The 26467-nt window shown below is 53.4% G+C and carries 23 protein-coding genes; 15 read left to right on the top strand and 8 right to left on the bottom strand.

Going from position 1 to position 26467, the window contains the following annotated elements:
• Positions 1–87: 87 nt before the first annotated feature.
• The 5 genes from KI243_RS04150 to KI243_RS04130 form a co-directional block, all read right to left on the bottom strand.
• Positions 88–1998, bottom strand: a complete 1911-nt coding sequence (locus KI243_RS04150) for an acyl-CoA synthetase (protein WP_212810509.1) — start codon at positions 1996–1998, stop codon at positions 88–90.
• Positions 1998–2951: a fumarylacetoacetate hydrolase family protein gene (locus KI243_RS04145; protein WP_212810508.1), complete on the bottom strand. Its 954-nt coding sequence runs from the start codon at positions 2949–2951 to the stop codon at positions 1998–2000. Before KI243_RS04145 ends, KI243_RS04150 begins: the two co-directional genes overlap by 1 nt.
• Positions 2952–3014: 63 nt before the next feature.
• Positions 3015–4112 carry a VOC family protein gene (locus KI243_RS04140; protein ID WP_212811172.1) on the bottom strand — a complete coding sequence of 366 codons (1098 nt, stop codon included), beginning with the start codon at positions 4110–4112 and terminating at the stop codon, positions 3015–3017.
• 173 nt (positions 4113–4285) lie between these two features.
• Entirely contained in the window at positions 4286–5581 is a 1296-nt protein-coding gene (locus tag KI243_RS04135; RefSeq protein WP_212810507.1) for an outer membrane protein transport protein, read from the bottom strand.
• A 179-nt stretch (positions 5582–5760) separates the two neighbouring features.
• A complete protein-coding gene (locus KI243_RS04130; protein WP_212810506.1) occupies positions 5761–6834 on the bottom strand; it encodes an amidohydrolase family protein in 1074 nt (357 codons plus the stop codon).
• A gap of 210 nt (positions 6835–7044) precedes the next feature.
• On the opposite strand from KI243_RS04130, the gene KI243_RS04125 reads away from it, so the two are divergent.
• From KI243_RS04125 to radC, 12 genes are all read left to right on the top strand, one after another.
• The gene (locus KI243_RS04125) at positions 7045–7650 is read left to right on the top strand and encodes a TetR/AcrR family transcriptional regulator (protein ID WP_244861817.1); all 606 of its coding nucleotides are present in this window, start codon (positions 7045–7047) and stop codon (positions 7648–7650) included.
• 239 nt (positions 7651–7889) lie between these two features.
• A complete protein-coding gene (locus KI243_RS04120) occupies positions 7890–8759 on the top strand; it encodes an alpha/beta fold hydrolase (protein ID WP_212810505.1) in 870 nt (289 codons plus the stop codon).
• 25 nt (positions 8760–8784) lie between these two features.
• Complete coding sequence (locus KI243_RS04115) at positions 8785–9780, top strand: VOC family protein (protein WP_212810504.1); 996 nt, start codon at positions 8785–8787, stop codon at positions 9778–9780.
• A 13-nt stretch (positions 9781–9793) separates the two neighbouring features.
• On the top strand, positions 9794–11545 hold the full coding sequence (locus tag KI243_RS04110) for a bifunctional 3-(3-hydroxy-phenyl)propionate/3-hydroxycinnamic acid hydroxylase (protein WP_212810503.1): 1752 nt from the start codon (positions 9794–9796) through the stop codon (positions 11543–11545).
• Positions 11542–12333 carry a fumarylacetoacetate hydrolase family protein gene (locus KI243_RS04105; protein WP_212810502.1) on the top strand — a complete coding sequence of 264 codons (792 nt, stop codon included), beginning with the start codon at positions 11542–11544 and terminating at the stop codon, positions 12331–12333. Before KI243_RS04110 ends, KI243_RS04105 begins: the two co-directional genes overlap by 4 nt.
• A 59-nt stretch (positions 12334–12392) precedes the next feature.
• A complete protein-coding gene (locus tag KI243_RS04100; protein ID WP_212810501.1) occupies positions 12393–13334 on the top strand; it encodes an acetaldehyde dehydrogenase (acetylating) in 942 nt (313 codons plus the stop codon).
• A gap of 10 nt (positions 13335–13344) precedes the next feature.
• Positions 13345–14385 (top strand): 4-hydroxy-2-oxovalerate aldolase, encoded by a 1041-nt coding sequence (gene dmpG / locus KI243_RS04095; RefSeq protein ID WP_212810500.1) that lies wholly within the window; start codon positions 13345–13347, stop codon positions 14383–14385.
• Positions 14386–14916: 531 nt separating this feature from the next.
• Complete coding sequence (locus KI243_RS32815; RefSeq protein WP_244861816.1) at positions 14917–15246, top strand: hypothetical protein; 330 nt, start codon at positions 14917–14919, stop codon at positions 15244–15246.
• Positions 15247–15315: 69 nt separating this feature from the next.
• Positions 15316–16284 carry a DUF932 domain-containing protein gene (locus tag KI243_RS04090; RefSeq protein ID WP_212810499.1) on the top strand — a complete coding sequence of 323 codons (969 nt, stop codon included), beginning with the start codon at positions 15316–15318 and terminating at the stop codon, positions 16282–16284.
• Between the two features lie 107 nt (positions 16285–16391).
• Positions 16392–17396 carry a lambda-exonuclease family protein gene (locus KI243_RS04085; protein WP_212810498.1) on the top strand — a complete coding sequence of 335 codons (1005 nt, stop codon included), beginning with the start codon at positions 16392–16394 and terminating at the stop codon, positions 17394–17396.
• Positions 17397–17501: 105 nt separating this feature from the next.
• Entirely contained in the window at positions 17502–18422 is a 921-nt protein-coding gene (locus tag KI243_RS04080; RefSeq protein ID WP_212810497.1) for a hydrolase or metal-binding protein, read from the top strand.
• 51 nt (positions 18423–18473) lie between these two features.
• Complete coding sequence (gene radC, locus KI243_RS04075) at positions 18474–18971, top strand: DNA repair protein RadC (RefSeq protein ID WP_212810496.1); 498 nt, start codon at positions 18474–18476, stop codon at positions 18969–18971.
• Positions 18972–19073: 102 nt separating this feature from the next.
• On the opposite strand, the gene KI243_RS04070 is transcribed toward radC, so the two are convergent.
• On the bottom strand, positions 19074–19730 hold the full coding sequence (locus tag KI243_RS04070; protein ID WP_212811170.1) for an inovirus Gp2 family protein: 657 nt from the start codon (positions 19728–19730) through the stop codon (positions 19074–19076).
• Between the two features lie 355 nt (positions 19731–20085).
• Positions 20086–20286, bottom strand: coding sequence for an AlpA family transcriptional regulator (locus KI243_RS04065; protein ID WP_212810495.1), 201 nt, complete (start codon positions 20284–20286; stop codon positions 20086–20088).
• Between the two features lie 322 nt (positions 20287–20608).
• Between KI243_RS04065 and KI243_RS04060 the strand changes: the two genes are divergently transcribed.
• The 3 genes from KI243_RS04060 to KI243_RS04050 all read left to right on the top strand — a co-directional run bounded on the left by KI243_RS04060 (position 20609) and on the right by KI243_RS04050 (position 25456).
• On the top strand, positions 20609–21460 hold the full coding sequence (locus tag KI243_RS04060) for a hypothetical protein (protein ID WP_212810494.1): 852 nt from the start codon (positions 20609–20611) through the stop codon (positions 21458–21460).
• Positions 21461–21854: 394 nt separating this feature from the next.
• Positions 21855–23696 carry an AAA family ATPase gene (locus KI243_RS04055; RefSeq protein WP_212810493.1) on the top strand — a complete coding sequence of 614 codons (1842 nt, stop codon included), beginning with the start codon at positions 21855–21857 and terminating at the stop codon, positions 23694–23696.
• On the top strand, positions 23693–25456 hold the full coding sequence (locus KI243_RS04050; protein WP_212810492.1) for an ATP-dependent helicase: 1764 nt from the start codon (positions 23693–23695) through the stop codon (positions 25454–25456). The genes KI243_RS04055 and KI243_RS04050 overlap by 4 nt, the downstream gene beginning before the upstream one ends.
• Positions 25457–26028: 572 nt before the next feature.
• Here the strand turns inward: KI243_RS04050 and KI243_RS04045 are convergent.
• Entirely contained in the window at positions 26029–26397 is a 369-nt protein-coding gene (locus KI243_RS04045) for a hypothetical protein (RefSeq protein WP_212810491.1), read from the bottom strand.
• Between the last annotated feature and the right edge of the window lie 70 nt (positions 26398–26467).

Raw genomic sequence — 26467 nt, 5'->3', positions numbered from 1 at the left:
CGCAGCAGGTCCTACTGGCCAGTACTTTGGGCAATGGCCGGTGTTCGGTTTTATTTCGAGCGGTGTTGCTTGAGAGTTATCGCCGCGTCATATGGGCGACTCCATCCAGTCGACGTGAAAGCTGTAGCGACCTAGGTTATGGGCCAATTTTTCATGATGCGTGCCGGCATACACCTGCGCGATCAGCCCGCGACGGGCATCTTGAACCACCTGCACGGTAGCCTGAGTCGCGCCACAGTCAGTGGCCTCTTGGCGTACAACTCGGATGATTTCAAGTTGCTGTAATGCGGGTTTGAATATCTTGCCAACAGGCGTGACTGGTAGCGTTTCGACGATTTCAATGCGCTTGGGTACTGCGGCCCGCTCTGCGATGTTGGCACTGGCAAAGGCGAGTAGTTCTTGTGATGTGCTGGAAAAATCCGGTTTGAGCTGCACATAGGCCACCGGTATTTCGCCGGCATGGACATCGGGACAGCCAACGGCGGCGACCATCGCCACTGCAGGGTGGGTTTGGATCGCTTCTTCGATTTGCTTCGGATCGATATTGTGGCCGCCACGAATAATCAGTTCTTTTTTGCGGCCGGTAAGCCAGAAATAACCATCTTTATCTTCCCGGCCGAGGTCGCCGGTATTTAGCCAGCGCTGGCCGTTGATATCGATCCAAAGTCCCTGATTGTGGTTTTGTTCCAGATAGCCCGCAAAGAGGTTCGGACCATGAATGGCGATGACTCCCACTTCATCCGTATCAGCCTGGCGCTGATAGTTGCCGTCAACATCAACGATGACGGCACGCATTGATTGGTAGGGTAAACGTAACCCGATCGAACCAATGCGCCGCTCGCCTGCAGGCGGGTTGGACGAAGACACACAGGCGCCTTCTGTGAGCCCGTAACCTTCAAGAATACGTACACCGGTTTTGCGTTCGAACTCCTTAAATAGCTGCACTGGCATTGGCGCTGCACCACAGAGGGCAGAGTCCAAGCTGCTAATGTCTTTGTTTCGCAACGGCTGCTGTAATAGAGCGGAGTAAACGGTGGGTACCCCAGAGAAGAAGTTGATTTTGAAGTGTTCAACTAGCGCCCAGAAATTCGCGATCACACCCGCGCCGCGATAGCCCTGCGGGGTGCCGAGGATGACATGGTCACCATGGGTCCAAGGCATCAACCCCGTCACCAACTGACCGTTGACGTGAAATAGTGGTAAGCCGCAGAAAATGACTTGGCCTGTCGGGCGTGGCTGCATGTTTTCAGCCATTGACCAGGCATTGAATACTTCTGAGCCATGTGTGCGCACAGCAATTTTCGGTAAGCCGGTGGTACCACCGGTACAGAAATACGAAGAGGGCTCTTGCGCTCGGATTTGTCGACCGCTTTTTAGGTGGGTGGCGGGTTGCCGTTTGAGCAGGCTGCGCAGATCCGCAATTTTCACTCCGCGTTGAGCGGATTTTTCTCGATGCGCCATCCAACGCAGTGCCATGCCTTTAAAGGCGCTGACATAGGGCGCCATGCTGACCCACAGCACCTGCTGGACACTGGGCAAATTCTTTAATTGGCTGGCCACCTTCGGCCATAAATCACTGCCTGGCGTTGGCGCCAAGGTAACCACTACTTTGGCCTTGGCTGCACGCAGCAGGTCAGCGATTTGTCCTGCCTCCAGTAGCGGATTGACCGCCATCACAATTCCCGTTGCCTCACCTCCCCATATGGTGAAGTGGGTTTCGGGCAAGTTAGGAAGAACAAAAGCCACAACATCTTGCGAGCTGACGCCAAGGTCATGCAGAGCATTGGCAGTGCGAGTTATATCCGCAAACAGCTGAGCGTAACTCCAGTCATGAGTGTCACGAAAAGACTGGGCATCTAGAAAGAAACTCAACGCCGGCGCGTCAGGCATCCGTTGCATCGTTGCGTGCAGCGCTGCATAGGTACTAGCGGGCAATTGGCGCTGGCTCAGCGAAGTTTGCTCAATCGCGACTATGTCGGCCAGGTTACTAACCGCCATCAGGCTTCACCTACCACGTGGTTACGTTGTAATCCCAGATCGATCAATCCGTCGCTGCTGCGGATGCTGGCTTCCACAACGTCACCGATCTTGAGGTACTGAGTACGGGCAGCTTGGGCCTTGAGGAAAATCCTCCATTTCGTCGCATCTGGCAGCAGCGCACCAAGACGTTGCTTGGCTGGGGAAGGTACGGTCAACGCACAGCCCGCTGGGGTACCTGTGGCAATCAGATCGCCTGCGGCAAAGTCCTGCACGCTGGATAACTCACTGAGTGTTTCCGCCGGACCAAATACCAAATTGGCGGTAGTGTCGTTTTGGCGTATTTCTCCGTTCACAGTCAGTCGCAGTTGCAGTGTTTTGAGGTATTTCACCTCGTTGGGCGACAGCAGGCACAGGTATGGGCCGACGGGGCCAAAGGTGCGATAGCTTTTGCCTTTATAAAACTGCATCTGCGGAATTTGCACGTCACGAGCCGAGTAGTCGTTGACGATTACTACACCGGCGACAAATTCGTGAAGATTGCTTTCGGTGACTAGAGTTTTTCCTTTGATTTCTTTTTTGAGCACCAGGCCCAGCTCAATCTCGTAATCGAGAAACTGAACATTCCGCGGTTTAATCAAGTCACTGTCCGCAGGCACGATGCAGCTGGTGGCTTTGGTGAAAATCATATTGAAGTGTTTGGCGTCGGGATCCATGCCCGACTCAATCATATGCTGGCGATAATTGGCGCCCTGACATACGAACTGTTGATCTCGGGTCACTGGGCTCAGCAAGGTAACTTGATCCAAGGACAGTTCATCGCCCTGCAACGCCATCAAGGAGGAGTCGGTATTGGCCCGAATAAAGTCACCGGTGCTAGCGAATTGACCAGGAACGATGGTGATACGTTGCTGGCGGAGTACCCCCCACTGAATGTTGTGCTGGTAAACAAAACGGACAACGTGCGTGGCCATGGCTGTGGTTCCTGTGCATCACATTTTATGTTCTTGGTAACGTTGCGTTAAGGGCGTAACAAATCAGGCGAAGAGACGCGCCAAGATGATCAGCTTGCGTAAAGTCAGATCCGGGCTATGTCTGAGGTTGCGCAGCAGAGCGCGGATGTTGGCCATACTGAATTTCGGTTTTGTGAAGCTCTTGGGCATGCGTTGACCCCATTGCGCCATGGCTTCGGCGCTCACATGGTGTACACCCATAGTGTGCTCAGCGGTGAACAGGTCACCGTCGCAATAGTGCTCGTGTTTATCGCCCCAGGGGTCCTGCCAATAATCGAAAATTTGGCTTCCCAGAATGTGTCGTCCAATGCCCCAGGCATGTGTCCAACCTCGGTCACGTAAGACACGCTGACCCATACCGATCGCGTCGGTATCAACTACCTCATAGGCACTATGGCTGTAGGTCGGCATAAACCCCTGAACGAGGGCCAGGGAGTGGTGATCAGCTGGAGTGACGCCCAAGTCCAGACGCATGAAGGTCACAGCAGGCGAGCCGTCGGGGAGGACCTGCACATCGCTGGGGATCAAGCCAAAATGCTGGGTATACCATGCGCAAGTTGCCTGATAGTCGGCGACTTCCAGTACAACATGGCCGAGGCGAAGGATTTCAGGGGGCGTTTGCGGAGGGCGCTGGGTAGCATTAACTCGTGGAGAGGTCTCAGGTTGATTGAAGCGTAGCGCTGCACGGTGTGGCAGCTCAACCGCAGGCGTTTGCCCGTAAATTGCTTCAACGAGAAAACCGGAGGGGTCGGTTAACGTAACTCGTTCACCGCCGCCAGGGGCCTGGGCCTTCTCAATGGTTGAGGCTCCGGGTAATTGAGCAATTACCTTCAAGTCTTCGCGGCAATTCAATGACAAACCAAAGCCAATAAACCGGGGTTTTTCCGCTCGTTTTACGCGGTAGCAATAAGGCGCTGAGTTAGTGCCGCGCAGGAACAACAGATCATCGCTGCGCTCTGTGACGATCAGACCAAAGTCAGTTAGATACTGCTCAGCCTTGTCGAGGTCAGGTCGCTCGAAAATCAGGTAGGCGATGCTCGTGGCCTTAACGGAAGGTTTGGGATGACGCGCCGGTTGTGGCGTTGCCAGTACAGCTTGAGGAAAAGCGGTGTGGCGAATCATTTTATTGTTCTCCGTTGCCTTTTCGCGGGCCAAGCCTGTCCATCGACCTTGAGTTACAAAGCCGCAATGGTTAGTTAGCGGTGAATCAGTTCCGTTTGCTTAGAGCAGACAGTTCGATGAAATCCAGCCTCTGGTCGTCCTCGCTCCTGACCTGAAGCGGCACTCTTTCACTGTCAAAACGCATAATTCAGTTGTAAGCCAAGCCCGTTGATAGTGTTCTGATACTCAGCGCTGTAACCCGGACGCAAACCGCCTTGCGTAGTAGGTTGGGAAACCTTAACGGTGTCTTCGTGGATATATCCGTAGCCTAAATCCAATGACATTTGCTCGGTTGCCTGCCAGTTCAAACCCAAAGTGAAGATTTTACGATCGCCAGTGGGGGCCCGAGTGGAGGTGTACTGGTTGGGCATTGGCGTGGGTTCGTAAGCGATACCTGTACGAATTTTCCACTGCTTGTTGAGGCGGTAAGACATGCCTGTTGAAAACGACCAGGTGTCACGCCACTTTAAGGTTTCGACAATTGAGCCGAATGCAGCATAGGAAGACGGCACGCCAGTATTCTGAACATTCAACTCAGGGACCCGGCTCCATCTACTCCACAGTGCCCCGACGGAGAAATCCAGGCGATCGCTAAAGCGCCAGGTCGCTGAGGCATCGACGGTTTCAGGCGTGGTGAAGTCGAGACTAGAGTCGTATTTGCCATTGAGCCCAGGTAAGCCCAGCGCTGGAATTGGTGCTAGCAGACCATTGGCACCGGATACTTTAGTCTTGCCCTTAAGGGTGTAATCAACCTTGGAGTGATAGGCCAGCCCCAGCGTCAGGTTGTCGAATGGATCGAACATAATGCCAAAATTGAAACCTAGCGCAGTATCGTCGCCAGTAACCTTGACCGTGCCGTCACCTTGACCTCCCACCGCCCGATTGTTGATCTTGCTTTCAAGCAGTCCGTCGATGCGGTTGATCGTTGGTCCAAATCCCACCGACAGTCGATCGTTGATTCTGTAGCTCAACGTCGGCTGTAAGGTCACCACTTTTACCTGGGTGCGTGAACTTCGGTAGCGTCCTTGGAAGCTATCCTCGTATTCCGTCGAACCGCCAAAGGGAGCATAAACTCCCATCCCAACATGCCAGTCCTGGTTGAGTTGCAAGGTGTAGAACCCCGAAGGCACCACGATCGGGCTGGGAACCATATCGCCGCGGGAAGTACCCGCTACTGACGTGTTAACTCCACTGATATTGGTGTCGACATTGATAAAGCTAATACCGCCACTGGCGTGTTCACCCGCCAGCTTCGACATGCCCGCAGGGTTTCCGTAGACAATGCTGGCATCTTGAACGTCCGATGCGCGACCGGAGTACGCCTTGCCGGCCGAGCTAATACTCTGTTCATTGACTTGCAGGCCGTTGGCCAACGTATGAGAGGAGATGAGGCAAAGCCCCAGTGCGCACAGCTGATTTCTTTTCGTCATGGCTACGGCTCTTATTATTTTTCTGAGGCGCTCGGAAATGACTTCCGCTCAATCAATTGAACACATATGTTCAAATAATGTCAATGAAGATCAAATTTGTTTCGGGTGATCCTTTTAGCCCGCAAAATCCCACAGGCCAATGCGGTCCGTAACGTCTGATGCGTGGGTTAGGTGCCGATTCAGCGATTACGTAGACGCTCAGCCATCGCGCCCATCGGGCGGGTCAGGCTGCGCTTGAAGCGTTGTGAGAACGACTCGCCCTCATAAATTGGGGCTGGTGTGATGACTTCGTTGGGTTGCTTGAACTGCGGGAAAAGACGCAAGGCGTGACCACGATTTATCCCGTGTTGAATCGACTGCGACCACATGTCCGAGCTGTCCAGGGTTTGGCATTGCAGGGCTGTGGCGGGCGCCGGTGCAAAGGGAAAATCACTGCCAAACAGAATATGTGACGGGTCTACCAATTCTTTGAGCGCTGCCATGGAGAAGCGCGATGGCGAAAGGGCCGTATCGTAATAAAAGCGCCGAATGTAGGTCATGACTCCTTGGGGAGCACTGTCTTGAAACTCTGGCAAAGCATTGGCGAGGGACACACGCCACGCCACGAAGGGTAGAAAGCCGCCGGAGTGGGAGAGAATCCAGTTGATGCCAGGATAGCGTTCCATGGTGCCGCTTAAGATCAGGTTGACCGCAGCACGGGTTGTGTCACAGAGAAACTCGATCAGAAAACCAGGTGTCTGCAATCCAATGCTCTCGCTGGTTTCATGCATGTTCGGATGAACAAACACCACTGCCTTGCGTCGGTCCAGTTCGGCCATCAGTTCGTCAAATCGAGGATCTCCGAGAAACACACCATCCGTACTCCCGAGGAGCACGACCCCTTCGGCTTTCAAACTATCCAATGCATACACAGCTTCGGCACAGGCGGCTTCGGTAAACGGCGTGGGGAGCACAGCAAAATTACCAAACCGAGTGGGGTAGCGAGCGCGCATATCGGCGGCGAACTCGTTACAACGACGTGCCAAGACGCTCGCCTCCTCTTTTCCTCCGCCAAAATGTACACCTGGGGCCGACAACGACGTGATCGCTCGCTCTATCCCGTTCATGTCCATAACCTCAATGGACTTTTCCGGCGTCCATTTCGGCAAGGGTGCCCCTGCGACCTTGGTAAGGCCTTTAGCTTCCATGGCTTCTACAAACGCAGGGGGAATGATGTGGTGATGAACGTCGATACGGCCTTGTTTGATTGACATGGCGACTCTCTTGGCTGGGCTTCTACTGATAGGCAGGGCTACTGAAGGGGCATGGCTCTCAGCGCGAAGGATTGCTGAACGACAGCAAAACCTATAAGGACAATATTGAACAGCAATGTTCAAATTTGTCAACGTGCTCTTCGCTTGAGTTGCTTTATTTTGAACGCAGATGTTCAATGATTATTTCGATGACCTAATGGAGTTCAGTCCTTGAACTTAAGCACCGTTCAAAAGCGAATCCACGAAGCGGCCATGCGGCTTTTCGCTGAGAAAAGCGTTGGAGAGGTCAATGTCAGTGAGCTTGCACAGATCGCCGGTGTCGCGCGTGGCACGATCTACAACAATCTCACCTCGATCGAATCTTTGTTCGAAGATGTGGCCAGTCAACTTAGCGCTGAGATGAATGACCGCGTAGCCCGGAGTGCTGATCCGGATATGCCACCAACCGAACGCCTGGCTAATGGCATTCGTTTTTATATTCGTCGAGCCCATGAAGAACCCTACTGGGGCAGCTTCCTCGTGCGCTATGCGGCCAGTAACACGACGTTGCAGCAAATGTGGAGTGGGCCACCAATGCACGATGTGCTCAGTGGCCTGGCCTCCCAAAAGTACAGCTTTCGTCAGGAGCAACTGGCGTCGGTCATGAGCATGATTGGCGGTAGTGTTCTTGTTGCGACTATGTTGGTGCTTCAAGGTCACAAGACTTGGAGGGACGCTGGCTCCGATACAGCCGAGTTCGTGCTCCGGGCTTTAGGGGTTCCTGCTGACGAAGCACAATCCATTGCCACTAAAGCATTACCTTTGCTACCCAGCTGACCTCTGCACGTCTCCCTGCCATCAGGCCTTCTCTTTTTCGAGAGAGGCCTGGTGGGGGAATCTCTCTTAGCTACTTCTACCGTTCATCAGATCGCTGAAGTCCTTCTACAGGGCTAAAGCAAGGCTTTGGTCAAAAAACACGATTGAACACTGTTGTTCATTTTTGAGCTTGAGTGATAGAGTCGACAAAAGCACAGACCCACTCGTTGGGGACCAGTGCGTTTCGACAGGAGCTAACAATGAACAATAAAGAACCTCTCCCTGCCTTGACTTCACGAACAGTACAAGTGGGTCGTCGGCAGATTTTCATCAGCGAGATGGGCACAGGACATCCACTTTTGATGCTGCATGGTGGTGGCGCCGGTGCATCCGGCCTGTCCAACTATTCAAAGAACATCGAGGCACTTTCTCAACGATTTCGCGTAATCGTTGCTGACATGCCTGGCTACGGCCAATCAACCAAAGGTGTTGATCGTAAGGACCCTTTTGGCGATCTGGCCGGAGCAATGCTCGGTTTGCTGGACACCCTGAGAATCAGCAGTGCTCACGTGGTCGGCAACTCATTAGGCGGGGCCTGCGCCTTACGCATGGCGCTGGATGCTCCAGAACGGGTTTCTGCATTGGTGTTAATGGGGCCAGGCGGTGTCAACACGACCCGCAGCCTGCCAACCCCCGGTCTAAAACTATTGCTCAATTACTACTCGGGTGAAGGTCCAAGCCTGGCCAAAATCACCCGTTTTATCCGTGAATATCTAGTTTATGACGGCAGTAAAGTCAGCGACGCGATGATCCAAGAGCGCTATCAAGCCAGCATTGATCCGCAAGTAGTTGCCGCTCCACCTTTGCGCAAACCTCAAGGTATTCCCAACTTCCGTAACTGGGACTTCACCCGAGATCCACGCCTGAAAAAATGCCAAGTATCGACGTTGGTGCTCTGGGGGGCCGATGACAAGGTCAATCGCCCCAGTGGTGGCGAGGCACTGCGCAGTCAAATGCCTGACTGCAACCTTTTTTTGTTCAGTAAAACCGGTCACTGGGTGCAGTGGGAGCGTGCGGATGAGTTCAACGCCGTGACCACCGCATTTCTCAGTTGCCGCACTGCGCTCTGATTTTGCCGAAATGGAGAATCTATTGATGGCAAACAGAGAAGGTCTAGACATCTTCGGCGCCAGCAGCATGGGATATGCGCTGATTGAGTCCAATCATTTGGGGCCGTGGCGTTCATTACTCCAGGACGGTATTGGCCTGCACTTGGCTTGCGACGATGAGCAAGTGTTGGCGTTCCGTATGGATTCGCATCAACGCCGAATCATCGTTCAGCGCGGCCCGCAGGAAGACTTCATTGCCGTGGGGTGGCAGCTGCGTGATCAAGAAACACTGAACGAAGTGTTGCTGCGTTTGAAGCGACTGGGCATCGAAGCGCAGGTCAGCGATCCGAGCGCAGCGGCTCGAAGGGGAGTGAAGCAGTTCTGGCGGGTTGTTGGCCCCAAGCGTCTGGCAGTCGAATTATTTTGGGAACCGTTGATCACGGATGAACCGTTGGCGATGCTCAACGCCGGCTTTATCACCGGAAAAGCCGGTATGGGACATCTGGCGATCACATCGCGCAAGCCACAACAAATGCGTCGTTTCTGGCAGGAGATCTTTGATGCGCGAGACAGCGACCACATTGTCGAGCGTATTGCGGGCCTGACACTGGACATTGATTTTTTAAGGGTCAATGAACGGCATCACTCTATAGCTATCGCACGCCTGCGCGACCTGCCAATGGATCCGGTTCGCACCCGAGTCCAGCATATGAATTTATTGACGATCTCTGCTGGCGAGCTCACCGATGCATTTTTGCGTTGCCGAAAACTGGGCTTCGAGATGGCTCACGAAATCGGCGAACACCCAAACGACCGCGAACAATCATTTTACGTAATGACCCCCTGCGGATTCGAAGTGGAGCTGGGTTGGAATGCTTTGGTGGTTGATGAGACCCAATGGCAAACGACCTCCTATCAGGGCATCAGTCTCTGGGGCCATCGGCCCGAGAAAACCAGTACTTGGCGCAAGTTAACTACCAATATTGGCAACTTTGGCCGCGGCATCCGTTCGTTGTTAAAGCCCGAGTATTCACCGCTGTAAGAAGGGTATCCCTATGAATAATAAGAACTCCAATGCGCAGATGGTCGACGTGGTTATTTCCGGACTAGGTCCAACCGGAGCAACCTTGGCGCATCTGTTGGGTATGCGCGGTTTGTCGGTGGTCGTGCTTGAGCGCGAGCCGACGTTTTATGGCAACGCTCGGGCTGTCTACACCGATGATGAATGCATGCGCGTCATGCAAGCCGCGGGTGTCGTGGACGACCTAGCCATCAACATGCAGGTGGACACACCTGCTCAATGGGTGCTCGCGAATGGCCAGGTCCTTGGCCAGTACTGGCGCCTCGATCGTCCATTCGGCTGGCCAATCATCAATTTCCTGTATCAGCCGTGGCTTGAAACAACGCTGAGTGATCTACTCAAGCGTTACCCCACTGTTCAAGTTGTGCGTGGTCGAGAACTCACGCACTTTGAACAGGACGACGATGGCGTCACCATTACTCATCAAGCTACCAGTAACTTTCGCTTCAGCGACGCTACTGATACGTGCACCGAAATCGCTGCCGACCCTGACCCACAAACCATTCGCGCTCGTTATTTGGTAGGCGCCGATGGTGGTCGTAGTACCGTGCGTGAAGCACTGGGTATCGGTATGAGTGGCAAGAACTTTCCAGAACCTTGGTTGGTGGTCGACCTGGAAATGAAAGAAGGCGAGGACGCATTACGCCATCTTCCTTACTTCAGCTTCATCTGCGACCCCGAATGCCCTACCGTCTGCTGTCCTCAGCCTGGTCGCTTCCATCGCTTCGAGTTCATGCTGATGCCCGGCCAGACGAAGGAGCAGATGGAAGATCCGCAAGTCGTGCGTGCACTTATCAGTCGACACGTCGATCCGGATAAATTCATCGTCAAACGTAAGCTGGTTTATACCTTCAACGCACTAGTCGCCAAGGACTGGCGTAAAGGTCGGGTCTTCATCGCTGGAGACGCTGCACATATGACCCCTCAGTTCATGGGGCAAGGTATGAGCTCCGGGGTGCGCGATGCTTACAACCTCGCCTGGAAACTGGACTCGGTCATCAAGGGGCGCGCCAACGATCGGTTGCTCGATACGTATGGGACTGAACGCTTTCATCATGCCAAAGCCATGATCGATATATCGGTGCAGATGAAAGACTTCGTTTCGATGTCTAACCCGATTACCAGCAGACTGCGAAATTTGCTTGTTAAGACCGTTCTGGTAACGCCATTTCTCGGTCGGTACGTTCGCGAGGGACGCTTCAAACCCGCCCCCACCTATGCACTCGACAGCTATTTGGGATTGCCGCGCAAGCATCGACGATCCCCAGAAGGCACGATGATCCCTCAACCCGAAGTACGCACCTTCAAAGGAAAGCGCGTGCTGCTTGATGGCTTATTGGGCGAAGGGTATGCCCTTATTGGTCTGAATGTAGACCCGCGTGAACATCTTTGCGCGGCGTCACGGCAACTGCTCGAAGCACAGGGGACTCGCTATCTCACACTCTTCGAGTTCGCCAAACGGCCACAAGGCCAAAACGTCGATCGCACCAATACCTGTGAGTTAGCAGAGGTCGAGGATGTGAGCGGTGAAATGGTTGCCTGGTTCAAGCGCTCAGGTTTCTCGTCAGGCGCCATTGCAGTGGTGCGTCCAGACAAATTCACATTCGCTATGGTCAAGTCCATCGACCTAGATCGTGCAATTGCTGAACTCAAATTTCAGTTGCAATGGGTGCCAACCCAGGAAGTTGTAGCTCCTATTTCTTCTGCATTGAGGAAAAGTGCATGAGTCTGTTCCCAATCCAGCATCTGCAAGCAGCCGCCGCAGCGTTGTCTGTCGCTCGCGAGCAGCGCAAGCCCTGCTCTCGGATATCAGAAGCCTTCGGTATCGATTCCTTGACCGGCGCCTATGCCGTACAAGAGATCAACACCGAGCTCGCACTGGCTCAAGGCCGTCGTTTGACTGGACGAAAAGTTGGGCTGACCTCCGCCGCCGTACAACAGCAATTGGGGGTCAACCAGCCGGACTTCGGCATGTTGTTCGCAGACATGGAAATTGTGGATGGCGGACAAATTCAGACCAGTCAGCTGATACAACCCAAAGCCGAGGGCGAGATTGCTTTTGTTCTGGGACGCGATCTTCCCCATTTTGACACCACATTGGCTGAGCTAATGCGCTCTGTGGAGTACGTGGTTCCGGCCTTGGAAATCGTCGATTCGGCCATTGAGAACTGGAACATCTCTTTGGTCGATACGGTGGCAGACAACGCTTCATCGGCCCTTTACGTATTGGGTAAACAGCCCACGCGACTTTCTTCGCTCGACCTGAGACTCGAAGGGATGTTGCTAGAGAAAAATGGGGCCACAGCGTCTATCGGCGTAGGCGCTGCATGTTTGGGCAATCCCCTGGATGCTTGTCTTTGGCTAGCGCGAACTATGGCGGAAATGGGTCGCCCTTTGCAGGCCGGTGACGTGCTGCTTTCCGGTGCGCTTGGGCCAATGACACCAGTGGTAGCTGGAGACAGCCTGCACTTGCGTTTAACGCGTCTGGGCGAAGTCAGCTGCTGCTTCGTCTAAACCGCCCCAATCCTTAGCCGAACGTTCCAGGCGTCCGGCCAGCCTACGAGATCGCCTCTATGAGCCAAACAAAACTCAAGGTCGCCATTATTGGGTCCGGCAACATCGGCACCGACTTGATGATCAAAATCCTGCGTAACGCCAGGCACTTGGAAATGGCGGCCATGGTCGGCATCGACCCGGCTTCCGACGGCCTGGCCCGTGCCCAGCGCATGGGCGTAGCCACCACCCACGAAGGCGTGGAAGGTCTGACCCGCCTTGACGTCTTTAAGGACATCGATTTTGTGTTCGATGCCACGTCGGCCGGTGCTCATGTGAAAAACGATGCATTCCTGCGGTCAATCAAACCAGGCATTCGGCTGATCGACCTAACCCCGGCGGCCATCGGGCCTTACTGCGTGCCAGTGGTTAACCTCGACCAGAACCTCGCTCAACTCAACGTCAACATGGTCACTTGCGGCGGACAGGCGACCATTCCGATGGTCGCGGCAGTTTCACGAGTCGCCAAGGTGCATTACGCCGAAATCGTCGCCTCCATTGCCAGCAAGTCCGCCGGACCCGGCACTCGAGCCAACATCGACGAGTTCACAGAAACTACCTCGAAGGCCATCGAAGTGATCGGCGGTGCTACGAAGGGTAAGGCGATCATCATCATGAATCCGGCTGAGCCACCGTTGATGATGCGTGACACGGTGTTTGTGTTGTCTGAAGCGGCAGACCAAGTACTGGTTGAAGCCTCCATTGCCGAAATGGCGGCCGCTGTGCAGGCCTATGTACCGGGTTATCGCCTGAAGCAACAAGTGCAATTCGACGTGATCCCCGAGGATGCGCCGCTGAACATTCCGGGGCTCGGAAAGTTCTCGGGCCTTAAGACTTCGGTGTTCCTCGAAGTCGAAGGCGCCGCCCATTACCTGCCGGCCTACGCCGGCAATCTCGACATCATGACCTCCGCTGCCTTGGCCACGGCCGAGCGCATGGCGCAGTCGATGCTGAATGCCTGAGGACACCGACATGACTTTTGACCCCAGCAAAAAACTCTACATCTCCGATGTGACCCTGCGCGACGGCAGCCATGCTGTGCGTCACCAGTACTCAATCCAGAACGTGCAGGACATCGCCCGAGCCCTCGACAAGGCCAGGGTCGACTCGATCGAAGTGGCTCACGGTGATGGTCTGCAAGGTTCGAGCTTCAATTATGGCTTTGCCGCGCACACCGATCTGGAATGGATCGAGGCTGCAGCCGATGTCATCAGCCACGCTAAAATTACCACGCTGTTGTTGCCTGGTATCGGCACGGTGCATGACCTGAAAGCAGCGTACAACGCCGGTGCCCGGGTCGTTAGGATCGCTACCCACTGCACCGAAGCCGACGTCTCAAAACAGCACATTGAATATGCTCGCGAGCTGGGCATGGATACCGTCGGTTTTCTGATGATGAGCCACATGATCCCGGCCGAGCAGTTGGCCATCCAAGCCAAGTTGATGGAGAGCTACGGCGCGACCTGCGTGTATATGGCCGACTCCGGTGGCGCAATGAGCATGGAGGACATTCGCGACCGATTCCGTGCATTTAAGCGCGTGCTCAAACCGGAAACCGAAACTGGAATGCACGCGCACCACAACCTGAGCCTCGGCGTGGCCAACTCGATCACCGCCGTTGAAGAAGGGTGTGATCGCATTGACGCCAGCCTTGCCGGTATGGGGGCGGGGGCCGGCAACGCGCCGTTGGAGGTCTTCATCGCCGCTGCCGACCGCTTGGGATGGAAACATGGGACTAATCTTTACGCACTGATGGACGCAGCGGACGAGATTGTTCGACCGCTGCAAGATCGTCCTGTACGCGTCGATCGCGAGACTTTGGCATTGGGTTATGCTGGCGTTTATTCGAGCTTCCTGCGCCATGCCGAAATCGCCGCGGTTAAATACGATCTCAAAACAGTCGACATTCTGGTCGAGTTGGGCAAACGGCGTATGGTCGGTGGTCAGGAGGACATGATCGTGGATGTCGCGCTCGACTTGCTGACAAGAAGAAAGCTTCAACCTACCTCTTGAGAAACGGAGGGCGCTTCATCCAAGCGCCCCTGTAACTGCAACGCTACTTTGATAAAGACCTACATGGAGAGGGTGCTTCACCCGCTTGTTTGGACTGTTGTATAAACCGCCCGAGCGCTAAACTTTTTGATGTTAGAAAAGCTTTCGATCTTGTAATGGCGTCGCGATTTCGGGGGAGTACGACAAAGGCAAGACTCAAAGTTTCAAGAATAAACTTAGATCGCCCATGATTGATGTCATGGCATAAAAATCGACTTTCTTGCACCCTTTTTACACCCTTTTTGCACCCACGAGGTTGTAGGGTAAGAGCAGAAACACTGAGGACCCAGGATTAAATGGTGTCCCAGGGCTGGTTCGAACTGCCAACCTTCCCCTGCAGTGGGGTATTGCAGGTTCTAATTAGCCAAGATCCCATTCAAAAAAATCTCAGACCTATATCACCTCTATGAACACCCAACGGTATCGACTGCCATTGGGTATTTGCGTGCTCGCATTCGGCTGTGCACGCTCATCTCTTGAGAGGTTTTTTGTATGTACTCACCTTGCCCAAGCTGCAACTCTGGACGAATCGTCACAAAAAATATTGGTAAACAAGCAGGCGGGTTGATCGGTGCCGCAGGCGGCGCCGCCAGTGGTACGGCAGGGGCGCTGTCTGGCGCCGAAGCTGGAGCCGTAATAGGTGTTGCTGGAGGCCCAATAGGCATAGCAATCGGGAGCGTAGCCGGAGCGATTTTAGGTGGTTTGTTCGGAGGGGTCGCTGGCGGTATCGCCGGGGCCACGCTCGGTGAACAGCTCGATGACAAGGTACTGAATAACTATCAATGCCTAGAGTGCGGTTACAGCTTCAGCGCCAACCGCTAACTCATCGTCAGGCCCTGCATGCCGATGGCAAATAGGGCCGCACTCCCTTATTAACAAGGACCTATCCTCATGGCTCATCTCATTGAACAAATGGCTTACGTTGGCGCAACTCCTTGGCACGGCCTGGGCAGTCGACTCTCCCCGAAACAACCAATCGAAATCTGGCAGCGCGAAGCCGGTATGGACTGGAAGATCCAGGACAGCCCGGTGCATTTCAAGTCCGATAGCATCGGTGCACTTGGCTCAATTCACACTTTCCCCGAACAAAAGGTACTGTACCGCTCCGACACTAAGGCCCCATTGTCGGTGGTTTCCCCGCGCTATCAGGTAGTACAGCCGCGCGAGGTTTTAGAGTTTTATCGGGACCTCACTGAAGTCTCGGGCTACGAGCTGGAAACGGCCGGGGTGCTCAAAGGCGGTCGCAAGTTCTGGGCGTTGGCCCGTACTGGTCAAGGTACGACCTTGAAAGGCAACGATCAGGTTAACGGTTACCTGTTGCTGGCCACTTCATGTGACGGCACGTTGGCCACCACAGCGACGCCCACGACAGTGCGGGTAGTCTGTAACAACACGTTGACCATTGCATTGGATGGTGCGAACAAGTCGATCAAGGTGCCACACCGCACGCGCTTTGATCCACAGGCAGTGAAAAAGCAACTCGGTATTGCTATCTCGCAATGGGATGCCTTCATGCACCGAATGCGCCTGCTTTCTGAACGCAAAATCCAGTCGTACGAAGCCATGGGCTTTTTCACGAGAGTGTTGTGTGATGCCAGCCCCCACAGCGAGCTATCAGCAGTCCTTCCCAATGAGCGAGCGCTACGCAAGGTGCAATGCCTGTATGAAGGTCAGGGCCGCGGATCAACCCTGGAGTCAGCTCAAGGAACCGCCTGGGGCCTGCTCAACGCCGTGACGGAGTACGTCGACCACGAACGCCGTGCGAGAAGCATCGAGTACCGCATGGATTCTGCCTGGTTCGGTCAAGGTGCACAGATCAAGCAACGGGCGCTGGAGGCGGCGTTACAACTTGCAGCTTAGCCCCGGCTTTCGCTGTCCTCGCCCCACCCATTCTCTTTCTTCCACTCCCTAAACGCCTGATCAGCCTCGTGCTGGTCGGGTGTTCTTTTATGCCTCAGGAAATGATTATGAACACTCAATCGCTACAACATCTCAGAACTAGAGCCCGCCCTGCCTTACGCCTAGTTGGCACTAAACAACTGCCGCGTGAGGCCTGGTTGGCCGTACGCAAGCAAGGCATCGGCAGTTCGGATGCCGCCGCAGCTGTGAGCCTGAGCCCTTATAAGTCCCAGCTGGAGTTGTGGATGGAGAAAACCGGGCGTGACACCTCATTGCCCCAGCTCGATCCGCAGGATGAGGAAAGCCCTACGTACTGGGGCAACATCCTGGAGCCGATTGTCGCATCACATTACACCCGGCGCACTGGTCATCGGGTCCGCCGTGTCAATGCGGTGCTACAGCATCCTGATCCCAAACTGGGCTGGATGCTGGCCAACATCGACCGTGAGGTTATCGGCGCGTCAGAAGTGCAGATTCTCGAATGCAAAACCGCCGGCATAAACGGCGCACGCCTGTGGAAAGAAGGCGTACCCGAGTATGTGCAGTTGCAAGTGATGCACCAGTTGGCCGTGACTGGCAAGCAGGCGGCGGATGTGGCGGTACTGCTCGGTGGTCAGTACCTGGAAATCCATCGCATTGAACGCGATGAGTCACTGATAGCTCGACTGGTCGACCTGGAACGGCTCTTCTGGGATTACGTCGTCAGTGACACCCCGCCGCCAGCAGACGGCTCCGCCTCGGCGGAGCAAGCTTTGCGCTGTCTGTATCCGCAGGACAATGGACAAAGCCTGGACTTTAGCCAGGATACGCTGCTCTGCACGAACTTTATCGAACTGCAGAACGTGCGCGAATCGATTGCTCTGCAGGAGAAGCAGGAAGCTCAGCTCAAGCAAACGTTGCAACAGGCCATGGGCAATGCCAGTCGGGCAACCTTCCCAACCGGCAGCATCACTTGGAGGAAAGCCAAAGACAGCGTGGCCCTGGACATCCCCCGCCTGCTCAAAGAAAAGCCTCACCTGCAAGTTCGCTACTCGACCATCAAAGCCGGCAGTCGACGTTTTCTGTTGGCCTGAACGTTCGTTCGCTCTTTCCTTATTCCCTGCCCTTTCTCTCCAACGCCCGCTGGGCCGCTCGTGCGGCCCAGGGGGCGTTTTTATTTCAGATACAGGAGAACTCCCATGCTCAAAGGTTTATCCATCACACCGCCGGTTTTGGGCCGAATTTCCATCGGCAAGGTTGTCGAAAAGAACGGCAAGCGTCTGCCGGAAAAGGACGATCAATTCACCATCACCTCCCAAGTACAGAGCCGTGACGGCTGGTTACTGCATCCCCTTAACGAAGAACTGCGCAATGGCCAGGACGGCAAACTGCGCAGCATTCCGATCCGGCTGCTGTTCAACGAGCCTGACCTTAACTTTCGGGCTGACTACAGCCTGTTCGACCGTAACACCGGCCGGCCGCTATGCGTCGGCAATGGTGAGACCTGCAGGCGTTTGACTAAGGAAGGCATCCAGTCATTGCCCTGCCCTTCACCGGATGGCTGTTCACTGGCTCAAGGCAATGCCTGCAAGCCTTACGGCCGGCTCAATGTGTTGATTGGTGATGACGATCCGCTGGGCAGTTTTATCTTTCGTACCACGGGCTACAACAGTATCCGCACCCTGGCAGCGCGCCTGCATTACCTACAAGCCATCTCCGGCGATCGACTCGCCTGCCTACCGCTGGAGTTGCGTCTGCGGGGCAAGTCCACTCGCCAAAGCTACGGTACGCCGATTTTCTACGTAGACATCACGGTACGCAGTGGCTTGGGCATGGAGGATGCCTTATTTGCAGCCAAGCAACTGGAGGAAACCCGTCAAGCCGCGGGCTTTGACCAGAGCACCTTGGACCAAGCGGCCCGGCAGGGCTTTAACAATGGGGCCTTTGAAGACAGCGAGGAGGACACCGGTGCCATCGTCGAGGAGTTCTTCCCCGCCATTGAAGATCAGCCTAGTCGCGTAGAGCCCCTAGCCCAACTGGGAGCACCTGCCAAACCCTCACTCGCCCAAAAGCTGGAGTCGCAAGCCACACGGCGCAAAGACAGGCCTTCGGTTCAGTAACTCCTTCTCAAACTCTTCTGCGTTCTCCCTATTCGATCAGGAAATACCCGCATGAAATATCACAAGCTGATAGCCGGTGAAACAACCGGCACCTATGTCATGGAGTCCCCAGTTACAGAGGCTGACATCCTGCAAATGGCGCAACAGCTAGCAATGAGCCGTCTGTATAAAGGCCGGGCATTGACTGAGCCAAAGCAGGTTTTTAGCCACCTGCAAACACTGCTGCAGTACCACGAGCACGAAGTCTTTGCGCTACTACTGCTGGACAGCAAACATCGAGTAATTGCCTTTAGGGAGCTATTCAGAGGCACGCTGGATGGTGCCAGCGTGTACCCGCGCGAAGTGGTCAAGATTGCGTTGGAGCTCAATGCTGCAGCGGCAATTCTGGTACATAACCATCCATCCGGCGATCCCGAACCCAGCCAAGCTGATCGCACGCTAACCCTGGCGCTCAAGAACGCCCTCAGCATGATTGGCACCCAGACGTTGGATCACATCGTTGTTGGTCATGAAGGCTGCGTATCTCTGGCTGAACGAGGTTACCTTTAATCCAATATTCACACCGTCCGATGGAGCGCCCTTGGCACTGCCAGGGTGGTTATCGGCACGGTGTCCTTTTATTTATTTTTTTGTTGTGATTCAGCGTTGCGTTCAGCTTCTACTGCATCCAAAACCATGGGAACCATCCCCAAAAACCTTCGTGCTGGACTTACACAGATAGCTTGCACGATGGAAGAAGGCAGCCTGCCCGGCTATCTCGTCACGATGTAAGTGATAGTAAGGATTTTGTGGAATCTCAACCAACCCCCTGACAGCCTCTACTGACAACCCTAAAGCACTTGCCCACGCTCCTTCCAAACGATTGAACATGTTATCTCTACCTGATTCGAGCTTACCCAGCGCATTGAAGGCATCGTAGTTCAGCAAGATCGCAAAGTGATGATGTGGTCGCCCGTGTTGCCCTTGCTCCCTAGCCCAGACGTAACGCACCTTGGTGTCGTGTGCGTACTTATTCACAAGTTTCGCCATTTGGCGATTGTGCTTGATTTTGGCTTTAAAGGACTCGATGAAACGGTCAACAACTTCGTTCGTGAAAACGTAATCTGGCAATTGAATGCTAGCTGGTAGCCGTAGGTCAAACCTGAGTGCAAATACACGAGGATACTGATCAAGCGCTCGAAATACCGTTTGATGAAGACGGTTTAGATACTCTTGAATGAAAGGCCCTTTATCCACTTGCACGGATAAGCCTTGATAAGAGGCTTCGTAATGAAGGGTTAAGTTCGTATTAACTGAATGTCTAGCCATGATGGAAGTCCGAGCAATGAGTTTCATATAGTCAGGACTCCAAGTACATTTTTACCTTATACCCAAGAATGCAGTGCACAGTACTGCTCTGCTTAGAGGGTCTACCTTCCCTCCAGCACCCTCTACACCTAACTAGCACAGATAAGCCGAACTCATAATAGAGATGCTATATAAGCATAATACCAATACCGAAACAATTTACCGGTACAACACCAAACAAAACACCCACAAACCCTGTTCAAAACGCAACATTACAGAGACCATAACAACTCTGGAAAAACACCATCAAGGATGAGTTCCTTGATGGTGTTAACTGAACCTAGCCAAAGCTTCCAACGCAAATCATTGAGAAACCTCATACAATCTTTGTCACCAATTGATCCCGCTCTCTAACTTTACCCAGTATCCAATCGTGGACTTCACTTTCTAGCCAACCTACGCAACGGTCTCCCAAGGAAATAGGTTTAGGAAACGAATCTCCCGAAATAAATTTGTAAATCGTAGATCTAGCAAGGCCAGTGAGATCCATGACCTCTTTCAATCGAATTATCCTCATGAACGCAGCTCCTGTATTCGCTCAGAGGATTGGCAAGCCCAGTAAAAATTAACGTGCTACCTACTCTACCCCCTCATCAAGAGGCAGAGCCTGGCGAAGCAACCTTGGCAGAGCAGTGCACCAAATGTAATCAGACGCAAAAATTGCTTGTGAAATGGAGCCCCCTCCATTTCGCCAGATCGCCGGTATAAATAGGTACCTTCCTCCAGTAAATACTGAGAAAATTAAATTTTCTAACTACTAGAGACATTCTTGATTGACACGTGAGTGATGTCAGAGTAAATCTATATACTTACTTGTTTCAGACTAGAAGGACTCTACAGTGGCACTACACCTTGAAGACGCTCTTTCCAAACTTCTCGGCGAAACGGAATACAGCAATCGCCACGATATATGGCTGTGGTACACACTTTTATTCTACGAAACTAGATTTAACCCAAATGACTACTCAGATACTGGCATGAGAGACAAAATTGCCAGATATCTACAAACCAGGACATGGAGAGTCGACGAACTACTTAAAGAACGACGCAAGCAACTTGTCCATAAAAGAGATATTGAGTGGATAACTGAAGACCGTCGCGTAGCAGAGTGGATGACAAGAGAAATTCAAAACTCGACCGGACACAGCCAACTCAAGAACTACTTCGACCTAAAAGAAAAAGATCTACCTATCGCGATCCTCGACGTATGGCAAAGAGACATAACTCAAAAAACAAACTTACTTAGAGATCTTGAACAAAGATGGAAAAGCCACAAAACAAACGACAAAGTGTATGCCTGGTTTAAAGATGACGACCAGAAAAGCCAATTCGCTTGGGACTGGCTAGAAAAGAACTCCTTCGTCGTCACACTGGGATCAACCCCCTTCGAAACATTCGAAGATATATTGATTTTTTTTGACAAAGCGAATTATTCACGCGAACAAAAAGAACTTTATATAGGAAAAATTAAAAAAGGATGGACCCAAAAAAAATATAGAGAAAATCTAAAAGGAAAGGCGCAGTACAACTTTGTTCTTTCAGACAAGGCAATTGAAAGCCTCGAAAAGCTGGCGAGTCATTATGAGATTAGCCGAGCAAGACTCTTAGAGATACTGATAGAAATGGAAGCAGAAAAAAATGATCACATACCTGAAAGAATCAGAACACTACGACTACTAAGAAACCCATAAACTAAAATAGCATCCAACTTGCTTGAGTTCGCCCTCGACTGGCGCCCCCCTTAGAATCTTTAATTCAAACGGAACTTCTCGATTCATCATTTAGTAGTTTGTCTAACGATTGGAGGTCAACGCTCGCCTCGAGCAATACACCTTTTTTATCGACCGGTGCTTAAGCGATCTAAGGAGCTATTGATAACTACGCGCATCTTTCTCTATAAAATCTTCGATTACCCAACCTTTCCGGTCTATGCCGCGTACAGGCATCCCTGGCTGTGGATGACAAACGTGATTGAGCGCGCCAGTATGACGCCACTACGAGCGGTGCTTCGCACAACTCAAAAACCGTACGCGCGGATATCCGTTATCCCCGTGAGAACTCGCAATCTAGGGAAGGAAAGGCTATATGCGGCTGAGTCGAATTACGATCCAGAACTTCAGAAACTTCAAGCATCTCGACGTGTGCCTGGGACAGCACGCGGTGGTACTGGGCGAGAACAAGGTGGGTAAGACCAATTTGCTGTTCGCCCTACGGATGATCCTAGACCCCACCCTGCCTGACTCCGCACGGAGGCTGCGTCTTGATGATTTTTGGGATGGCCTGCCCAGGCCACTGAAAGCCGATGATGCAATTGAAATCTCAGTTGAGTTCAGCGAATTCGAAGATAGTGTAGAGCTGCTGGCTGTACTTGCCGACCATCTGGTTACCCCATCACCGATGGTGGCAAAGGTCACGTATCGCTTCCAACCTATTACGGGCATTGATCGCCCCCCGCGCGGCGAGACGGATTATGAGTTCGTGCTTTTCGGAGGCAATCGTCCTGAGAATTCGGTTGGCTACGAGTTGAGACGGTGGATGCCGATGGATCTGTTCCCGGCACTTCGAGACGCGGAGTCAGACCTTGCTCGCTGGACGCGCTCTCCACTACGGCCGTTACTGGACCGAGCGGCGCAGACCATCGACGAGGATGATCTCCAGGAGATTGCTGACGAAGTACATGCGACGACATCCAGGATTGCGGCTTTACCCGAACTTGCTGACGTTGTGACGCAGGTCAATGGCCAGCTCACAGAAATGATTGGCGAGACGCATACGATCGAGACGGCTCTAGGCTTCGCCCCAACAGATCCTGAGCGCTTAATCCGTGCACTGCAGATGATGATCGACGGCGGCAAACGAGGCGTAGCGGAAGCAAGTCTCGGCTCCGCCAACGTGCTGTATCTTGCGCTGAAACACTTGGAGCATCAGTACCTAGTGGAAGAAGGGGAGCGGCAACACACGTTCCTGGCGATTGAGGAACCCGAGGCGCACCTACACCCCCATCTGCAGCGCCTGATCTACCGAAACTACCTGAAGGAGCGAGATGAGGATGAGCGCAGTTCAGAGCTGCGGAGCATTCTGCTCACGACCCACTCGCCGAACGTCGCGAGCGTCGCTCCACTTTCAAACGTGGTCGTTTTACAAAGCATCCCTAAAGAAGGACATACCGTTGCAAGATCACTCGCGGGGATCAAACTCAAGGTCGCTGACCGGGAGGATCTGGAGCGGTATCTGGACGTCACGCGCGGAGAACTGTTCTTCTCGAAAGGCGTAATTCTTGTAGAGGGTGATGCGGAAAAATTCCTCCTTCCAACCATGGCACGTCTTTACGACAAGTCGTTCGATTTTGATGCCATGGGCATAACTGTTTGTTCAATCGCCGGAACGAATTTTGCGCCCTATGTGAAGCTGCTGGGACCCGAAGGGCTCGATATTCCGTTCGCGATACTTACTGACTTTGACCCCAAAGGCTCGGAGGTAAGCCAAGAAGACGACGACCCGGAAGCCAAACATATAGGTGATAGTTACGGGAAAAGCCGCGTGATAAACCACATCATGCGGGCTTTGCTTACCCCAAAGACTTGGGACGATCTCACAGGAAACAATTTGCTAAAGCTTGCGCCTTCGCGTGGAGTCTTCCTAAACGAATTTACTTTTGAGGTCGATGTCTTCAACGCCGGCGCCGAGGTGCACTTCCAGAAGACTGCCAAAGGGTTATCGGCTAATGAGAAGATGCACGCACGCTTCAAAGCTTTGGCTGAAGACCCTGATTCTTTGGACGAAAAGCAGTTTCTCAAAGACATCGACTCCATCGGCAAGGGGAGATTTGCCCAACGGCTAGCTTCCACGCTGCGAGCCGCAGACGCCGATGTATGCCCTACCTACATCAAAGATGCTTTGGAGTACATGAGGGAGAAGCTGCGATGAGTGCTGCGAGACCCAAGTATCTGGTTGCTGCTGACGACCTACGCGGCAATGATGACCAATGGGCGGCCTACGAGTCGGCAGGTAACTGTGTCATTCTGGCTGGCCCCGGCAGCGGTAAGACCAAAACCATTACAGTGAAAATCGCCAGACTGCTCGCAGAGACGGTGTATCGACCACAACGCATCGCATGCATAACGTACAGCAATGCCTGTGCGTCTGAGTTGAGATCAAGGTTGAACAAGCTCGGAGTTGAGGACGGCAATCGTATTCTCATCTCCACCGTGCACTCATTCTGTCTGACAGAGCTCGTACTGCCGTACTCGAACTTGGCAGGTGTGACGGTGCCGGAACCATTGGCAGTAGCGACACCTGCCGAAGCCAGTCGGCTTTTCAACACGGCTTACGCCTCGCTGCATAAGGGATATCCAAAGAGTTACGTCCGTATGGCGTGTGACAAGTTACGACGGACGATTCCAGATCGTAACTCGGCCGAGTGGAAAGCATGGTCTTCATACGAAACGCAAATTGTCGAAGCCTATGAGGATTTGCTCTTGGCAAAAGGGCAGATCGATTTCGACGGTATTGTGCTTGCCGGGCTAGAGTTGGTTGAGAAGCACGAGTGGGTGCGCCGTGCACTACGGGCAAAATATCCTGTTGTGGTGATAGACGAGTATCAAGACCTTGGTCTGCCGCTGCACCGCATTGTTCGAGCCCTTCTCGATGCGAACGTTCGGATCATCGCTGTAGGTGATCCGGATCAGTCGATCTATGGATTTACCGGCGCCAACCCCGCCTTGCTAAAGGCCCTGGCACAGGACGCGCGTATTGAGCCGGTCACCCTGAGACTGAATTATCGCTGCGCCGATCGCATCATCGCAGCATCAAGATCGCTTTTTCCCGACCGCGCGGATTTCCAGTCCCACGATGACCGGCAAGGAGAGATTGTTATTCACAGGCTTGAACGCGATCTCGCCGGGCAGGCGAAATATGCGCTCGAAACGCTGGTGGCAGCTCTGCTCGACGCAAATGACACCTGGTCCCCAGGTGACATTGCCTTGCTTTATCCGAGTAAGGTTGAAGGTACTGAGATTGCCAAGGCAGCTGATCGCCTACAAATGCGGTACTTCCGCCTAGACAATGGATCACCGATCAAACGCACACGCTTAACCGAGTGGCTCACAGAGGCCGCGCAATGGTGTGCCGGCGGCTGGGAAACCGGTGAGGTACAGCTTTCCCATTTGCTCAAAGTTTGGCGGCGCTTGCAACGGGGCGGAAACACTGAGACTCAGCTACACCAGTCTCGCAAACAACTGATCTCAGCTCTCTTCGCGTTGAGAGATGGCGCTTTGTCGCTTCATGAATGGCTGACCTCCTTAGCTACAGCCGTTCTGAACGACATGCTTCGCGGCGAGCCAGGCCTGAGCGACGAGATCGATAACCTTAATGAGCTTATTGAAGCTACCGCTGATGGTGGGGAGCTTGAAGACTTCACTGTCCAGATTTTTGGTAATCAGGGAAAGAGCCCGGATCAAATTAACCTTATGACGCTTCACAGCTCAAAAGGGCTAGAGTTTCAGGCAGTGATCATGCTTGGGTTGGAAGAGGGCGTGGTCCCAAGCAAATACGTTAAGACGACCGAAGCATATGAGGAGGCCGCGCGCCTGTTTTATGTGGGTGTTACACGCGCCAAGGCGCAGGTACATTTAGCGTTCGATAGGGTCGAGTCTCCCTTTATCACCACAATCCGAACGGCGACCTAAATGCGCTGAGGATTGTCTGATCCTAGGGAGCACATACGCGATGGCAATCAGGCACGTGCTGACTCGCCAGAGCGAATGAAGTCATGAACAAGCACCAGCAATTGCTATTAGAAGCCGTTGGTTGCGCTCAAAAGCGAGATCCGAATTACAGCTATGGAATCGAGCTTTGGTCGAGGTAAAGGCGGGAATCTAAGAAGATTCGTTGATGGTATTCCAAAAGGTATTCCAATAGAAAATCAAACCAGAAATAATACTTTACAATCATAAAGTTAAATAGCCTGTTCAGATTACCCCGGCGAAGCAAACAGCAAAGCCAGCCCAACGCGGGTTTTGTTGCGTCTGTGCCTTGGCCTTTCACCCCGCCCCCCTCACCCGCCCTATGTGCACGCCCTCCCTCGGCAATCGGTCTACTTGTACCTACTCATTTGTACTCGGCCCACCGTGGGAGCCGGGCTTGCCCGCCAAGAGGTCAGCCGCAACCACCTCAACCCCACGTATGCACGCAGGCCTTCAACGAGCAAACCAGGCAAAAACCCACAAAATAAATGCGCCCTGTTTTCGGCAGAACCGCATCAACCAGGTGATCGACCGTCCAGGGCTGGTGGCGCTTCTTGAAGCAAAGCATCCACCACCGCCTTCGCCATCTCTACCGAATGCAGCATGCCCCAGAACAGCGTTCGCTCCACTGGATTGGTATGCAAGCTGATTTCGTCACCGTTCAGTTCGGCGACCTCCAACAGGTTCGATACGTAGCTCAGCGCGTCGTGGGCTGTGACGCCGGGTTGGATGGCAAAAATCGTGGGACGCAGGGGGTCAGCGTGATTGACGGTTTTGGACAGGGTTACAGCGAGGGTATCAAGCAATCGGGCCGCATTTGGCCTCATTGACTCCACGGGATCGCTGGTAACAGGAGGTGGGTCAGGGGTGATTTTTTTCACCATGGTAGGTCTCCAAGATCATTTGAGGAGATCACCACACTCGCTGCGACACAAGGGTGGCGAACTGTACGCA

The sequence above is a fragment of the Pseudomonas sp. Ost2 genome (assembly GCF_018326065.1).
Lineage (GTDB): Bacteria > Pseudomonadota > Gammaproteobacteria > Pseudomonadales > Pseudomonadaceae > Aquipseudomonas > Aquipseudomonas gingeri.
Note: the sequence above shows the minus strand (reverse complement) of the source record. Positions and strands in the feature narration are given on the sequence as shown.